This window comes from Shewanella sp. 5_MG-2023 (assembly GCF_030547465.1).
In the GTDB taxonomy this organism is placed as follows: domain Bacteria; phylum Pseudomonadota; class Gammaproteobacteria; order Enterobacterales; family Shewanellaceae; genus Shewanella.
The window spans coordinates 114,905-131,556 of the sequence record NZ_JAUORC010000012.1 but is presented as its reverse complement, the minus strand read 5'-3'; the positions used below and the strand labels follow the sequence as shown (position 1 = coordinate 131,556).

The following is a 16,652-nucleotide window of genomic DNA, read 5'->3' as shown; positions in this document are numbered from 1 at the left end:
GTCAAGACGGCTCTGTTTCTGGCAGTCTAGTCCTCATCATAGATAAAAAGTCTTTAGGAATAATGTCTTCACGATGAAAAATGCTAACAACATGACCAAATACAGTCTTCGCTCTTGGGTACTGGTACTTGCGTTAGCGCCAACGGTCATGGTGGGTATTCTACTTGGAAGTTACTTCACCATAAACCGTTTTTATGAACTCGAAGAGACCTTAATCAATCAAGGTAGAAGTATTGTCGAGCCTTTGGCCATTGCCAGCGAGTTCGGACTGGTCACTGAAGACAGAGAAGCCAGCAAACGTTTACTGGCAGCATCGCAATTAAACAACTCTGCCCTTATTCACTCAATTGCTATTTTTGATGATGAAAATCAATTATTTGTAACATCTCACTACCATAAAGATTTTGAGAGTATGCGCTATACAGCAGCGTTAAAGTCTTTAATTTCGACTCAGTATGAAACCATCGACGACACCATGGTGATACGGGTGCCGATTATGTCTTATACCGGCGTTAATCAACAAACTAACCCGCAAGGGGTGACAATTTCGCCCGCCAACGGCCCAAGAAAAATTATCACCAATGCTGAAGGGCAACAAATATTGGGGTATATCTCAATATTACTCAATAAAGAAAATGCCTTACTTGAGCAACACCGTGCCGCCATTGCCGCATTTGTCATTGTATTAATTGGGGTGCAGCTGAATCTGTTTTTCACATTCCGTTTGGTTAAGCATGTTAACTACCCCATTACTGAAATGGTAAGAGTAGTAGCAAAAATTCGTGAAGGTAAGTTAGACACCCGTCTTGATGGACAATTAATCGGCGAGCTAGATTTACTTAAGCGCGGCATTAATGCCATGGCTAGTTCATTGTCAGAATATCACGATGAAATGCAGCAAAACATTGACCAAGCGACCTCTGATTTACGGGAAACCCTTGAACAAATTGAAATCCAAAACGTCGAGCTTGATTTAGCCAAAAAGCGCGCCCTTGAAGCCAGTCGCATTAAATCAGAGTTCTTAGCAAATATGTCCCATGAATTAAGAACACCACTAAACGGTGTGATTGGATTTTCTCGGCAGTTAATTAAAACGCCGCTGCACTCAAGTCAGTTAGATTACATAAAAACCATTGAACGAAGCGCCAGTAACTTACTGGGGATCATTAATGACATTCTGGATTTCTCCAAATTAGAAGCCGGTAAAATGGTCTTAGAGAAAATGCCATTCGCCCTGCGGGAAACCATTTCTGAAACCGTCAGCATTGTGGCCGGCAGCGCTCAAGAAAAAGACATCGAACTGATTATTGATATTGACGACAACGTGCCTGAAAGTGTCAGCGGTGATGCGATGCGGGTTGCACAAATCATGACGAACCTATTGGGCAATGCGATTAAGTTTACCGATCAAGGTAGCGTTATTTTGAAAATTCATCTTGTAGGCCAAAAAGATGAAAATATCACCCTGCGCTGTGAAGTAATTGATACCGGTATTGGTATTGATGAAAGTCAGCAAGAATATCTGTTCCAGGCCTTTGGCCAAGCAGACTCGTCTATTTCACGCCGCTTTGGTGGTACCGGCTTGGGCTTAGTGATCACCAAACGTTTGATTAACCAAATGGGCGGCCAAATTGGCTTTACCTCAATTCCAAATCAAGGCTCAACATTTTGGTTCATGCTGCCATTGGAATTAAGCCAGTTTCATATTGGTGAAGTGCTGCATTTGGACTCTTTACGTAATAAAACCCTGTTGTTATTTGAATCAAGAGAGCTAAGCCGCGATATGCTCAATCGCCGCTTTGAAGCGTGGGGGCTACATTTAACCACTGTTGGCCAAATTAGCCATTTAGAGTCAACGCTTTCATCAAGCAAAGTGCATTACGATTATATTCTGCTTAACTGCCATGGCTTTAGTGATAAAGAGCAGTTATTAAGCTGTTTAAGCATGGCGAGGGAAAAGACCTCATGTTTAGTCTTGCTTCATGATTGCATCGAGCAGCAAAAAATATTAAACCAAGCATTGAGGCCTAATAGCGATATTTTACTCAGTATGCCAGTGAGTGACTACGAGTTGGCTAACCACTTAATTCATCCACCCACTCAAACAGCGCTATTAACCGAGTCACTACCCGCGACTGTGTATGAGCGCAAGAATTTGAGCGTACTTGCTGTTGATGACAACCTTGCTAACTTAAAGCTAATCGATACCCTACTGAAAGAGTTGGTGGTTAATGTCATCTCTGTCAATAACGGTGATGAAGCCGTGAGCTATGCCCAAAAACAAGCCTTCGATGTTATCTTTATGGACATTCAAATGCCCGGCACTGATGGGGTTACAGCAACCAAACTTATCCGCCAAGACTCACTTAACCGCAATACACCTATTATTGCGGTAACAGCCCACGCTATCGCTGAAGAGCGAGAATTAATTTTAGGTAGCGGCATGGACGGTTATCTGCCAAAACCCATTGATGAAGCGGCATTAAAAGGGGTGATTGATCGCTGGATAAATAAACCCAAATTTACCCACTTTGATATGCATACCCTTAATTGGGAGCTGTGCTTAGCACAAACCAATCAAAAACCGGATTTAGCATTAGAGATGCTGCAAATGTTGGTGGACTCACTGCCTGAAAGTGTCAGCGACATAGAAACGGCATTAAAAAGCAGCAATAGTTCGCTTATGCTGCAAACCGTGCATAAACTTCATGGAGCGAGTTGTTATTGTGGGGTGCCCAACACCCAAAAACTTTGCCAAGAATTAGAGTCTGCGTTAAAGCACAAAACCAACATCGAAGACTTAGAACCTGAAATACTTGAGTTACTTGACGAGCTAACTAAGGTAGAATCAGCAGCAAATCAAGTGATATCACAGTTATCAGCGGATGTTCCCTATGAGCAATAAACCCGGTTTTTTTAAGCGTTTAAAAGCGCTGTCATTACCTCAAAAGCAACTTTTTGCGACCGCGCTATGTCAGCGCATGCTGCCCAATTACGCCCTTTTCTCCGAAGTGTGTGAGTTTGGCGAGCCTAAAGTATTAAGCACAGTATTGGATTTACTTTGGCAATCACAATACGATAAAAAGCTTAAGTTTAATTACGATATTCACTTACAGCGTTTAGATGAAAATACCCCTGAGCCTGCAGATTTTGAAGCCTACGGTGTTTATCCTGCAATGGATGCTGCTGTAGCGTTATCGACTTTACTCGGTGGCATACAAGCTAAAATCGAAGAAGATATTACCAACGTCAGTAAATTATCATCAAGTACAGTGGCCAACTATATTGAAGCCATTAGCATTGAAGAACTTGAAGACGTCATGAATGAAGATGTTGTAGAAGAGTTCGTATTTAACCATCCTGTAATGCAAGAAGAGAAGCACTTACAAGGAATGTTATTAGATGTGATTGAAGAAACAATAAAAATCACACCTGAATTCATTAAGGAATTACGCAAAGAAATCATTGATGCTGGCGTGTCTAATATCGGCATCAGTCTGCAGCAATGATACTTTTAAAGTAGCAATAGCACTCTTTAAGTAGCAATAGCACTCTTTAATAAGGGCCTGTCATCATGCCCTTATTAAAGATACCGCTAACAGATAGCTTTATACTCTAATGCCAACCTGATGGGCAACATTTACATCTTCCTTGTCGTATCAGATCTATGCAGTTTTTCTTATCTTAGTTTAATTTAAAAACTTAACTTATTTGAATAGCTTAGATTCATCTCATACCTTACCTTTATCTAATATCTTATTGGCGCCATTAAAGTAAGATATCCAACGCCCACATTATTGATATGTCATTCAAGGCCCTAAAAAGGAATCAAGCTTGCCTAGTATCCTAACCCCACTTATCGCTGTTTTTGGCATCATGGTTATTGGCTTTAGTGTCCAGAAACTTAAATTACTCCCCCAAGATAGTGACTCGGCGCTAAATAAATACGTCTACTATATCGCCTTCCCTGCTATTTTATTTATTGCACTGGCCGAAACTGACATTAACGATATTCTGCAATGGGGATTTATATTCGCCTTTGGCCTCGCTATGGCGGGCACATATTGTATTACAGTGATCATCTCAACCCTTGCAGACAATAAACAGCCCGCGCTAGCTGCAATTAGAGGCCTAAACACCAGTTTTGGTAATACCGCCTTTATTGGGATCCCTTTAATGATGAGCTTGTATCCTGATAACAATCAAGCCATCGCCACCGCAGCCATTGCCAGTCTACTGTCCATTATCATGTTCGCATTTGCACTGGTGAGCATGGAACTTGCGGTGAATAAAACCCAACAACGTCATCCTATTATGATTATGCTCAACGCATTAATCACCAACCCCATTGTTATTGGTTGCGCCCTAGGGGTATTGGTATCAGCGCTCAAAATAAACCTACCTGACAGTATCAGCATGATGTTTCGGTTAATCGGAAACACCTCTAGCCCCTGCGCCTTATTTGCCATTGGCATGGTGTTAGCTAAAGCCATGCATCGCGGCGCAAAAGCTGGGCCTAAAAAACATAATATCGCCCTTGAAATGAGCTTGCTGAATAGTTTAAAACTCATTGTCCAGCCGTTACTTGCCTATGTTTTATTAAGCTATTTTAAGGTGGAGTCTGAGCTAGTTTTTATGGGCGTCATTCTGGCGGCACTGCCGACAGCAGCAAGTGTTTACTTACTGGCACAGCGTTACCAAATCTATGCCTTATCAAGTGCCAAGTGCATATTGATCAGCACTACAGCCACCTTTATTAGTTTGCCCATTATTGAAAAAATCTTAAGCGCCTTGGTTTAATCCTCGTATAAAAAATCAGCACCATTTTTTTATACAGCACTTTACTGTATATAAAAACAGTGTAAACTGTATGCAGATACAGTGGTTTGATGGTTATTCACACAAGGATTGATTATGCTGTGCCAATTAAGCATTAATAATTTCGCAATTGTACGTTTTCTAGAACTCGACTTTAAAGCTGGCATGACCAGCATTACTGGTGAGACCGGTGCTGGTAAATCCATTGCTATTGATGCCCTGGGCTTATGCCTTGGTAATCGCTCAGATGCCAATAGCGTTAGACCAGGTGCAACCAAAGCCGAAGTGAGTGCCCGCTTTAGCTTAGATGATGTGCCATTTGCTAAGCGCTGGCTAGAGGACAATGACCTTGATGTCGAAGACGAATGTATCTTAAGAAGAACAATTAATGCCGATGGCCGCTCACGTGCCTATATAAATGGTAATCCAGTTCCGTTAGCCCAGCTTAAATCTCTAGGGCAATTATTTGTCGGTATTCACGGCCAACACGCGCATCATGCAATGTTAAAAAGCGAGCATCAACTGACCCTTCTTGATAGCTACGCCAACCATAAATTATTGCTTGATGGGGTAAGCAAAAGCTATCAACGCTGTAAGTTAATCGAAAATGAACTGAAACAATTACAACAAAATCAGCAAGAGCGTATCGCCAGAAAACAGCTAGTGCAATATCAAGTTGAAGAGCTTGATGAGTTTGATCTTAAAGCCGGTGAATTTATTGAGATTGAGCAAGAGCATAAACGCCTTGCTAACGGCACAGAGTTAATTGATACCTGCCAATCCAGCCTGCAATTACTGTGTGATGACGATGAAGCCAATATTGAATCTTTACTTAATCGGGTCGTGGGCTTAGCTGAGAACCTAACTGAGTTTGACCCACAACTAAGTAATATTGCTCAAATGCTCAATGAAGCGTTAATTCAAGTGCAGGAAAGCAGCAGCGAAGTTCAGGACTATTTAAGCCGAATAGAACTCGATCCTGAACACTTTGCTTACCTTGAGCAGCGCATTTCAAAGGCGATGCAATTATCAAGAAAACACCATGTGAGCTCTGAGCAACTGTTTGAGCATCACCAAGCTTTAAAAGCTGAACTTAGCGAGCTTAATAACGATGCCACAAGGCTTGATGAAATTCAGCAGCAAGTAGATGAAAGCAAAAAAGCTTACGTAATTAGCGCCCAAAAACTCAGCCATAGCCGTAACCGCTATGCCAAAGAGCTTAATAAGTTAGTCACCCAATCGATTCAAGAGTTAAATATGCCCAAAGGCAGATTCTGCATTGAGGTGAATTTTAACCCAGAACTACAATCAGTTTCTGGTTGTGATCAAGTTGAATTCTTGGTTACCACCAACCCCGGTCAACCGATGCAGCCCATTGCCAAAGTAGCTTCTGGTGGCGAATTGTCACGTATTGGGCTTGGTATTCAGGTTATCACCGCTAAAAAGGTATCAACACCAACCTTGATATTCGATGAAGTGGATGTAGGTATTTCAGGACCTACTGCAGCAGTTGTGGGAAGAATGCTACGCAGCTTAGGTCAATCAACTCAGGTGCTCTGTGTGACGCATTTACCGCAAGTTGCAGGTAATGGTCACCAACATATGCTAGTGAATAAATTCACCAAAAGTGGCGGCACTGAGACGAATATGAAGTCATTGGATAAACAAGAGCGAGTCAATGAGCTAGCAAGACTACTCGCGGGTGATGTGATAACTGAAAATACCTTAGCGAATGCTAGAGAGCTATTGCAATAATCTTGCAGCTTTAAGCATCATCCATTAATCATCGCCCATTAAAAAGCCCACTATGAAGTGGGCTTAACGTTTAATGGGATTAGCTTTAAAGAGATTAAAGTATCATTGGTTAAATATAATAAGCCAACAACTGTAAACAAATTAACGAGAAAATCCCCGCTAATACATCATCAATCATGATCCCAAAACCGCCATGCACTTTAGCGTCGAGCCAACGAATTGGCCACGGTTTTAAAATATCGAAAAAACGAAATAACGCAAAACCAACCACTAACCAAATTACCCCTGCAGGGGCGGCAATCATGGTGATCATTAAGCCTGCGACTTCATCCCACACAATTGCGCCATGATCATGAACGCCCATATCTTTAGCGGCTTTATCACAAATATAAATACCAACAAGGCAGCTAATTAGCGTGATAAAAATAAAAGCCGATAGGCTTAAAAAGCTCATCAAGTACACAATCGGCACTGCGGCAAGGGTACCAAAGGTGCCCGGGGCTTTGGCGGCTAAACCACTGCCAAAACCTAATGCTAAAAAGTGTACAGGGTTTGTTAAGGTTAATTTCTTAACGGCTGGATCGGTTGAAATAAACTTCATTAGAAATGCTCAAAACTATTTTTTTCTAGCTCAAAAGGTTTGCCATCAGCCACTAAGCGTAACTTTTCGCCGGCACAAATTTGACCTACTTTAATAAATTTAACCCCAGCGTGGATCAGTGCAATATCCAAAGCGCCACGTTGAGATTCTGGTACAGTAAACATCAACTCATAATCTTCGCCACCAGTTAACGCATAACTAGTTGCTTCATTAGGGCTCAATGATGCTTGTAATGATTCCGATAGCGGTAATTCATTCACATCAATAATCGCACCCACATTAGATGCCTTTAAAACGTGCTGAATATCAGAAAATAAACCGTCAGATAAATCAATGGCACTGGTTGCTAAAGAGCGTAGCGCTTGACCCGCTAGTATTCTAGGCGTTGGATGATAGTGACGGTTAATTAAAAATTCTTTATGTTGATGTGCGACTTCTTTTTTGCCCAACAGGATATCAAGCCCAAGGGCAGAGTCACCCAAAGTGCCAGTAACATACACCCAGTCACCAATTTTCGCGCCACTACGGGTTAATGCTTTACCGGTTGGCACTTGACCATGAATAGTAATATTGATGCAGCGAGGCCCGCGGGTGGTATCACCACCGATCAGACTAACACTGTAATATTCAGCCGCTTCAAATAGCCCTTGGCTAAATTGCGCTAACCACTCATTATCAACATCTGGCAAGGTTAGCGCTAACGTCATCCACGCCGGATCTGCGCCCATGGCAGCAAGATCGGATAAATTTACCGCTACAGATTTATAGCCAAGCTCATAAGCTGGCATTGTCGGTAAAAAATGGACATTCTCGACTAGGGTGTCGCAAGATATGGCAATAGATGTGTTTTCCGCCGGTTGGACTAATGCACAGTCATCGCCAATGCCTAAATGCACATCTCGACGTTGCTGACCTTTATCACGGAAAAATTGTTCGATAAGTTGGAATTCTTTCACGATATAATCTGGTGCGGATAACCGCCCACCTATTATTTTGTAGAAAAAAGCGTTACATACAAAAACGGTATCCGAAGATACCGTTTTCATTCATTACTTACGAGTAACAAGCTTATCTAGCATACCATTGACAAACTTATGACTATCGTCAGCACCAAACGCTTTCGCTAATTCGATACCTTCGTTAATGGCCACTTTATATGGCACATCTTTACGATAAGTTAATTCATAAGCTGCTAAACGCACAATGGCTTTCTCAACGGGTGATACATCTTCAATATCACGATCTAAATGAGGCTTTAGCAGATCATCAAGTTGAGTTGCTTTCGAGGCTACACCTGATAGCAATTCACGAAAATAAGCTACATCAACACCGTTAATGTTTTGTTCAGTTAAAAATTCATGTTCAACATCAGCAACATTGTTCTTGCTTAACTGCCATGAATAAATAGCTTGAACAGCTAAACGGCGTGCCTTGCGGCGCTCTGAAGGCTTCATTACTTTTCCTACTACTATACTAACTGTTGTTCTAATTCTTGCAGAACGTTAACCATTTCTAGTAAACCAAGTGCAGCTTCTGTGCCCTTGTTACCAGCTTTAGTACCAGAGCGTTCAATTGCTTGCTCGATGGTATCAGTGGTTAAAACGCCAAATGAAACTGGGATATCAAACTCTAAAGCGACTTGAGCAAGACCCTTGTTACATTCACCAGCAACTAAATCAAAATGCGGAGTACCACCACGAATTACTGCACCAAGTGCAACAATACCGTCAAACTTTCCACTAGCTGCAATTCGACGTGCAGCAAGTGGTAATTCAACAGCGCCAGGAACACGAACAACAGTAATGTTGTCGTCATTTACCTGACCTAAACGTTTTAGTGTGTCTAATGCGCCATCAAGCAGACTCTCAACAAGAAAACTATTGAAACGCGATACTACGATCGCCACTTTGGCATTTTTTGCTTCGATATTACCTTCAACTACGATCATTATCTTACCTAAATTAGCTAAAGCACCCGGCTCTGGGCAAAAGTGGCGGTATAATACCACAGCCAAATGCCCCGAGTCCTGTGCAATTATTGATAAATGTTAACTTCACTAAGTTAGTGAATTATTCTGCAATATAATCAGTTACTTCTAAACCGAATCCTGATAGAGAGTGATAACGCTTGGGTGAACTTAATAAACGCATTTTGCTCACACCTAAATTTGAAAGAATTTGCGAGCCAACACCGACTTGGCGCGAGGTTCCTTGCCATTTAGCAGCTGTAGGCGCTTGACCGTTATCTTCCGCTTCAAAGGCTTTGACCTTGGCAAGCATATCACTTGAATGCTCGTGATTCGCCAACAGTACTAATACACCACCATCTGATGCAATACGCTCCATGGCTTTTTCAAGTGGCCAGCTACGTTTTTGATCGCGTTCTGAATGAAATAAGTCATTAAAGGTATTTTGTAAATGTACCCGTACTAGGCAGTTTTCTTCAACGTCACCTTTCAATAAGGCATAGTGTAGCTGATTATCGATTGTGTCTCTGAAAGTCACCATATTGAACTCACCAAAACGAGTTGGCAGTTTACATTCAGCTTCACGTACAACTGTGGTTTCTTTGGTGTTGCGGTATTCAATTAAATCGGCAATGGTGCCCATTTTAATACCGTGTTTTTCACTGAAGATTTCAAGATCTGGACAACGGGCCATAGTGCCATCATCATTAAGAATTTCAACTATCACGCCAGATGGCTCGCAGCCTGCAAGACGGGCTAAATCACAACCCGCTTCTGTGTGACCGGCGCGAATTAACACCCCGCCATCTTGTGCCATTAATGGGAATATATGACCAGGCTGGACTAAATCTGATGCTTTAGCATCTTTGGCCACTGCCGCTTGAACGGTTACAGCGCGATCATGAGCTGAAATGCCCGTTGTGACACCCGTTGCAGCTTCAATGGAAACGGTAAAATTAGTTGAGAACTGAGCATTATTATTAGTAACCATTAATGGCAAGTTCAATTGCTGGCAACGCTCTTTAGTCATGGTTTGGCAAATCAGTCCACGGCCGAAGGTCGCCATAAAATTAATGGCCTCTGGCGTCACCTTATCGGCCGCCATAATAAGGTCACCTTCGTTCTCTCTATCTTCATCGTCCATCAAGATAACCATTTTACCTTGACGAATGTCCTCGATGATCTCTTCTATACTATGTAATGCCATTGCTAAGACCTTTATATTGTTTTGTCTATATCAGCGATATAGAGTAAATATGCTCGGGTAATAATATTTACCAGTAATAATCAGTTATCGCATAAATCCAGCACTTGCCAACAATTCCATTGTGACACCACTTTCAGTGGCTGGCTTTTGTTCTACTTTCATTAAGCGTTCAAGATAACGTGCAATAAGATCAACTTCGATGTTGACGCTATGACCCGCTTGTAAAGCTAATAAGGTGGTTTCAGCTGCAGTGTGCGGCACTATGGTTAATCTGAATCTGTGCTGATCAACTTCATTTACCGTCAAGCTAACGCCATCAATGGTTATCGAGCCTTTATGGGCAATATAACGAGATAGCTCAGCGGGAGCTGCCAGCCAAAACTCAATGGCTTGGCCACGTACAAGGCGCTGCTCCACTGTGGCAATACCATCCACATGGCCGCTGACCATATGGCCGCCTAATCGGGTCGTTGGGGTAACCGCTTTTTCAAGGTTTACTTTTTGACCGACGTTATATTTAGCAAATCCGGTTAAGGCAACGGTTTCAGCAGAAATATCTGCAACATAACCATCAGCTAGACATTGCACTACGGTTAAACACACCCCGTTAGTGGCAATACTGTCACCCAGTTTGACATCGGTTAAGTCGAGCTTGCCACTGGCTACAGTCAAACGAATATCATCGCCATTACGATCGACTTTTCTTAATGTGCCTAGTGCTTCAATTATCCCAGTAAACATATTTACTCACTTGTTATCTTATGGGTCATGCTTAGCATCGACCGATAGACAGAATTGCGTTAGTTAACTCGCTGGCGAATTAAACTTAAAAATCATTCGTTGGTCTGCACCAATTCTGCGACAATCCACTAATTGTACATCAGGAATCTGATCCATAGTTTGATAGTCGTCTAATTGCATCAAATTGCGTCCATGACTGCCTAATATTTTCATTGCTTGGTACAAATAAAGTGTATCAGCTAATTTACTTTGAATAACACTGCCAGCAACGCTCGCACCAGCCTCGACTAACACTGAGTTACAATGCTTGCCTAAGTATGTAAATAAAGCATGTAAATCAACTCGTCCATCGCTATTAGCCGCAATTGTGATAAAGCTAACATGGGACTTAAAATCTTGTTTAACGTCTGCTGGATAGTCGATACAAGACACCAGCAAAATCGGCGTTTCAATAGTAAACATTTTATAGTCGGTAGTCAGCCTTGCTTTACTATCAAGTACCACTCTTAATGGCTGTTGTAGTTCAGACTCAGCAAGGCTGTTTTGTACACTAGCCAATTGCTCGTAGCGCACATTCAGTGAGGGGTCGTCAGCTAACACAGTTTCAACACCAGTCACTAACGCGCAATGACGGGCGCGTAGCTTTTGTACGTCCGCTCTGGCTTCGGGGCCCGTTATCCACTTTGACACCCCATTAGATAGCGCGGTTTTACCATCCAAACTGGCTGCCAGCTTTACGGTGATTTCGGGTAACCCCGTGGTCATGCGTTTCATAAAACCGATATTAAGTTGACTAGCTGCTGCTGTTAGCAAGCCCACATCAACTTTAATACCGGCCTTTTCAAGCATACGAACGCCATTACCCGCCACTTGCGGATTCGCATCCATTTGTGCAATCACCACTCGCTTCACTTTGGCTGCAATTAATGCCTTAGCACATGGTGGGGTTCTGCCATAATGACTGCAGGGTTCAAGCGTCACATAGGCTGTAGCTTGGGGAAGTAGCTGTTGTAATTGACGATTTTCGACATCTTTTAAGGCGTGGATTTCGGCGTGAGGACCACCCGCTTTGATATGGTAACCTTGACCAATGATCTCCCCACTGGCGACAATCACGCAGCCAACATTGGGGTTCGGGCGCGTGGTATAACGGCCTTTTTCTGCTAATGAAATAGCAAGGCTCATCATTTCAATATCACATTTTGACCACTGAGACATAAAGACCTTCTAGAAACTAAAAAGCAGTCATGAAGATTCAGAACTGCTAAATAAGGTACATCATTAGCAAGAATGCAAGACGCCAATAAATGTAAGACAGCAATTAATTAAAAACAGCAATAAAAGTAAGCTAGATTATTTTTGTAGCTTCGCGATGGCTTCGCCGAATTGGGAAACATCTTCAAAGGCGCGATAAACTGAAGCAAAACGGATATAGGCGACTTTATCTAGGATCATCAATTGATCCATCATCAAATTACCAATCATGGCCGAATCAATTTCACGTTCGCCAGTAGCGCGCAATGTTGACTTGATTTTACTTAACGCTTGCTCAATTTGATCAATTGATACTGGGCGTTTTTCAACAGCACGTAACATGCCGCCACGCAGCTTATCTTCATCAAATGGTTGGCGAGTGCCATCTTGCTTGATCACCCGCGGCATGACTAATTCGGCGCCTTCAAAAGTGGTGAAGCGTTCATGACACTCAGTACATTCCCGGCGACGGCGCACTTGATGGCCTTCAGCCACGAGTCTTGAATCAATAACTTTCGTATCTGTCGCGCTACAAAATGGGCAATGCATATCCGCTCCTGAAATAAAAAACAAAATGGCCGTAAGCACTGAGTACTTACGACCATTGAAGTTTATCCTATTTACTTTACAAGGTTAACCTTATCGAAAAGATTATCCGCGTTAGTTAAATAGATCATTGTTTATGTTAATCAATCTCGGTTGACATTAACCGTAAACTGGGAACTTAGCGCATAATTCAAGCACTTGGTTTTTAACGCGCTCAATAGTAGCTTCGTTAGTGATGTCATCTAACACATCACACATCCAGTTAGTTAACTCTACCGATTCAGTTTCAGTGAAACCGCGGCGGGTAATAGCAGGAGAGCCAATACGTAAACCAGACGTCACAAACGGTGAACGTGGATCATTTGGTACTGAGTTTTTGTTAACTGTGATATTTGCATGACCTAGCGCAGCATCTGCGTCTTTACCAGTGATATCCTTGTTGATTAAATCAAGTAAGAATAAGTGGTTATCGGTGCCACCAGAAACAACATTGTAGCCACGCTCAATGAAGGTTTTCGCCATCACTTTCGCATTAGCAACCACTTGCTCTTGATAAGTGGTAAATTCAGGGTCTAATGCTTCTTTAAATGCTACCGCTTTGGCTGCAATAACGTGCATTAATGGGCCACCTTGGCCACCTGGGAATACTGCAGAGTTTAGTTTTTTATAGATAGCTTCATCGTTAATGGCAGATAAAATCAAACCACCACGAGGGCCCGCTAGGGTTTTATGGGTAGTGGTTGTCACAACGTGTGCGTGTGGTAGCGGATTCGGGTAGATACCCGCAGCCACAAGACCGGCAACGTGCGCCATATCAACAAATAAGTAAGCACCTACTTTATCAGCGATTTCGCGGAATTTACCCCAATCGATAATGCCTGAATAAGCACTAAAACCAGCAATGATCATTTTGGGTTTATGCTCAACGGCTAAACGCTCAACTTCTGCGTAGTCAATTTTACCTGTTACTTCATCAATGCCGTACTGTACCGCATTGTATAACTTGCCTGAAAAGCTAACGTGAGAACCATGAGTTAAGTGACCGCCGTGAGCAAGGCTCATACCTAAAACAGTATCACCGCCTTCTAAAAGCGCCATGAAAACTGCTGAGTTTGCTTGAGAACCAGAGTGAGGCTGAACGTTTGCGTATGTCGCGCCAAATAATTCTTTAGCACGAGAAATAGCTAATTCTTCAGCAATATCCACATGTTCACAACCACCGTAGTAACGCTTACCTGGGTAACCTTCAGCATACTTATTTGTTAGCTGTGAGCCTTGCGCTTCAAGTACACGAGGGCTGGTATAGTTTTCTGATGCGATTAATTCAATGTGCTCTTCTTGGCGACGAGTCTCATCTTCAATTGCTGCAAATAGTTGTGGATCATAATCTGCGATATTCATAGCTTTTTTCAGCATTACTCACTCCAGCTGTTAATTCTTATAGTAGGGTTGCGCGGTATGATACAGCGCAATTGATCACAATCCCAGCACTTGAAACATGAAATTAGTTGCAATTCCTCATGAACTGCACTTGTGTTAGTTGTATTTTCTTGTATGGAGTTGTTCGGCAATTGTATTTCATAGAAAAATCCAAATTAACGCTTAGTTTCATAACCTTGTGACAATTTTAAGAAAACTCTTTTCTAAAAAATGAATCAGCAAAATATTTAAGCTCTACAGCTCCATTTATCACAAAAACTAGATAGTCTAGTCTATGATACAGGCAATGATTTATCGGCTAATATTGATAAGTAAAGTGAATGCTACTGCGACTTTCTGTTTCATCATTTCGATTGGCAATGGCCAAGTTTTCAATTCCGGTTAATGTGCCACTTCGATCGATACGTTCATGGTGAATACTGATACTCATAGTATTCGTTAAAGGAACATCGAGATAAACTTCATACCTATCACGTGCATCTTTAAAATCTAGGTCACTGACGTTTGGATTCCAATCACTGCTTCGATTAAACTCATTGTCATCTATAGAGTCCCAGCGTTGACTTTGAAACTTAACCCCGAGCAACAATTCTTTATAATTCGCCTCTAGTGCTAATTTGGCTGTATGGCCTAAAGCATATCCATAGCCACCTTCCCAAAGCACCGATTTTGTCCCCCAAAAATGGCCTCCATTTTGGCGATAATCTTTTGTTGCAAAGGGTTTCACCATACTAAAATCACCAAACAGGTCGCCTCTGATACTTATCGAAACATCATCAACAAACCATTGCGTTCCAGCAGATACACCAATCACATTGATTGCTGCGTAAAAATCTTCCTCTTCATCTTGACCCAGACTGCTATATTCCAGCCCCATGGATGGGCCAATAAACCAAGTCTGGCGTCTATTTTCAGAATCTAATATGGTATTAACATCGCTCGTCCAGCCACCTAAAAAAATCGAAGAATCCATTTGCCAATCTTCAATTCCTTCGTTAGAAATCCCCAGTTCCATGTTTAAATCGACCTGGCTAGGTGTCGCAGATAAAGCATCATATTTACCTTGAACACTATCAATACTCGCCTCTAATCCCAATATTAAAGAAGTAGTAGAAATATCAGCCTGCTTTTTGCTGGAGTACATTGCACCTGTATAGATGTTGAACATATCCTTGGCGTATGTTCGATTAAACCGTTGTGGGTTATCATAACCAAACCAACCTTTAATGGTTTTAGCCGGATTAAAAACACTACTAAAAGCCGTTGGGACCCAACCTTGTTTTGAATCTAACATTTCAGATATTTGAAATAAGCTTTCACCCAATACTGCACCACCAAATGTTGTAACGATTTGATCATTCACACTTACCACTTCTTTATATTCAGCAAAGACTTCCCAGACTGCCGATGCTATAAAATTACCCGCCAAAGATTCATAATAATTAAAGTTATAATTACGGAACGCTTGATAATACAGTGCACCAGCATAGGTATGCCCCCAATTCATGCCTACCTTGTTGTCATCAAGTTTCCAAGCATCAGTTGTCACAATTCTATCTGCAAAATATTGCCCTGCATTGCCTTCAATTTCGTAATCAAAATCTCCTTCCATACTTTCTTCACTGGTCAGGTAAAGTACCTCGCCAATGACTAATACCGTAGAAATTTCAATTAATGCTCCCCACCAGTCTTTATCTATTAGCTCAGTATCTGTGATAAGAGTTTCACCTTCTTGTAAATCAGGCCCACTAATACTTCTAATGTCTTTTCCTGCAGTGATAGAGCTTATGACTAAACCTGATGGTTCATATTTAAGTTGATTAACTTCATTTGAATATGATTGATTTACTGCTGCTGAATAAAAGGATTTAACTGAACTTTCATCTTTGCTGCTAATGGTGAAAACAGCGGTTGGTTGGTCTTTTTCAATGAATAAAGACCTGTATTCTTTTGCTTGGTGTTCTTGGGCATTAACTTGACTACACAAGCAGAATATTGAAACAGAAAACAACGAATTACACAGTAATATTCTCTTTAAAGCCTTCCTTTGTATCGTGCTCACTTTAATCCCTTAACATATTTTGAAAAATTAACCTGATATCACCAACAATCAGTGATTGTCCCTCTTTCTATCCACAAATCGGGTTGTTACAACTATGTTGTAGACGATTATTACTTTATTCGGTTGTTTTTGTTAAGTAGTTTTTTGACGTATCGGTGTGGAATAAACCTTCAATGACAAAAGTTCGATTTTCAGTTACGGCGAGATTGAAGTAGAATTAATTAAATTTCCTAGTCCGAATCTTAGTCAAAGAGATATAAAT

At 41.6% G+C, this 16,652-nt stretch carries 14 protein-coding genes; 4 read left to right on the top strand and 10 right to left on the bottom strand.

Annotated elements, in window-relative coordinates; translation table 11 throughout:
• Positions 1 to 73 precede the first annotated feature (73 nt).
• The 4 genes from barA (at position 74) to recN (ending at position 6,573) form a co-directional block, all read left to right on the top strand.
• Entirely contained in the window at positions 74 to 2,905 is a 2,832-nt protein-coding gene (gene barA, locus Q4557_RS09075; protein WP_303412208.1) for a two-component sensor histidine kinase BarA, read from the top strand.
• Positions 2,895 to 3,509 carry a YjaG family protein gene (locus Q4557_RS09070; protein ID WP_303412206.1) on the top strand — a complete coding sequence of 205 codons (615 nt, stop codon included), beginning with the start codon at positions 2,895 to 2,897 and terminating at the stop codon, positions 3,507 to 3,509. The genes barA and Q4557_RS09070 overlap by 11 nt, the downstream gene beginning before the upstream one ends.
• A gap of 325 nt (positions 3,510 to 3,834) precedes the next feature.
• Positions 3,835 to 4,800 carry an AEC family transporter gene (locus tag Q4557_RS09065; RefSeq protein WP_303412204.1) on the top strand — a complete coding sequence of 322 codons (966 nt, stop codon included), beginning with the start codon at positions 3,835 to 3,837 and terminating at the stop codon, positions 4,798 to 4,800.
• A gap of 114 nt (positions 4,801 to 4,914) precedes the next feature.
• Positions 4,915 to 6,573: a DNA repair protein RecN gene (gene recN / locus Q4557_RS09060; protein ID WP_102438058.1), complete on the top strand. Its 1,659-nt coding sequence runs from the start codon at positions 4,915 to 4,917 to the stop codon at positions 6,571 to 6,573.
• Between the two features lie 109 nt (positions 6,574 to 6,682).
• Here the strand turns inward: recN and Q4557_RS09055 are convergent, their stop codons facing one another.
• The 10 genes from Q4557_RS09055 to Q4557_RS09010 form a co-directional block, all read right to left on the bottom strand.
• Positions 6,683 to 7,174, bottom strand: a complete 492-nt coding sequence (locus Q4557_RS09055) for a phosphatidylglycerophosphatase A (RefSeq protein ID WP_102438056.1) — start codon at positions 7,172 to 7,174, stop codon at positions 6,683 to 6,685.
• The gene (gene thiL, locus Q4557_RS09050; protein ID WP_102438054.1) at positions 7,174 to 8,130 is read right to left on the bottom strand and encodes a thiamine-phosphate kinase; all 957 of its coding nucleotides are present in this window, start codon (positions 8,128 to 8,130) and stop codon (positions 7,174 to 7,176) included. Before thiL ends, Q4557_RS09055 begins: the two co-directional genes overlap by 1 nt.
• A gap of 93 nt (positions 8,131 to 8,223) precedes the next feature.
• On the bottom strand, positions 8,224 to 8,628 hold the full coding sequence (gene nusB, locus Q4557_RS09045; protein WP_303412198.1) for a transcription antitermination factor NusB: 405 nt from the start codon (positions 8,626 to 8,628) through the stop codon (positions 8,224 to 8,226).
• Positions 8,629 to 8,642: 14 nt separating this feature from the next.
• Positions 8,643 to 9,122, bottom strand: coding sequence for a 6,7-dimethyl-8-ribityllumazine synthase (ribE, locus tag Q4557_RS09040; RefSeq protein WP_144214265.1), 480 nt, complete (start codon positions 9,120 to 9,122; stop codon positions 8,643 to 8,645).
• A 121-nt stretch (positions 9,123 to 9,243) separates the two neighbouring features.
• Positions 9,244 to 10,347, bottom strand: a complete 1,104-nt coding sequence (gene ribBA / locus Q4557_RS09035; protein WP_076543021.1) for a bifunctional 3,4-dihydroxy-2-butanone-4-phosphate synthase/GTP cyclohydrolase II — start codon at positions 10,345 to 10,347, stop codon at positions 9,244 to 9,246.
• 84 nt (positions 10,348 to 10,431) lie between these two features.
• Entirely contained in the window at positions 10,432 to 11,088 is a 657-nt protein-coding gene (locus Q4557_RS09030; protein WP_303412196.1) for a riboflavin synthase, read from the bottom strand.
• A 63-nt stretch (positions 11,089 to 11,151) separates the two neighbouring features.
• Complete coding sequence (gene ribD / locus Q4557_RS09025) at positions 11,152 to 12,306, bottom strand: bifunctional diaminohydroxyphosphoribosylaminopyrimidine deaminase/5-amino-6-(5-phosphoribosylamino)uracil reductase RibD (RefSeq protein WP_303412194.1); 1,155 nt, start codon at positions 12,304 to 12,306, stop codon at positions 11,152 to 11,154.
• Between the two features lie 135 nt (positions 12,307 to 12,441).
• On the bottom strand, positions 12,442 to 12,891 hold the full coding sequence (gene nrdR / locus Q4557_RS09020; RefSeq protein ID WP_076543024.1) for a transcriptional regulator NrdR: 450 nt from the start codon (positions 12,889 to 12,891) through the stop codon (positions 12,442 to 12,444).
• Positions 12,892 to 13,047: 156 nt separating this feature from the next.
• Positions 13,048 to 14,304 (bottom strand): serine hydroxymethyltransferase, encoded by a 1,257-nt coding sequence (glyA, locus tag Q4557_RS09015; protein ID WP_102438048.1) that lies wholly within the window; start codon positions 14,302 to 14,304, stop codon positions 13,048 to 13,050.
• A gap of 322 nt (positions 14,305 to 14,626) precedes the next feature.
• Entirely contained in the window at positions 14,627 to 16,390 is a 1,764-nt protein-coding gene (locus Q4557_RS09010) for a DUF3943 domain-containing protein (protein WP_303412188.1), read from the bottom strand.
• Positions 16,391 to 16,652: the final 262 nt, after the last annotated feature.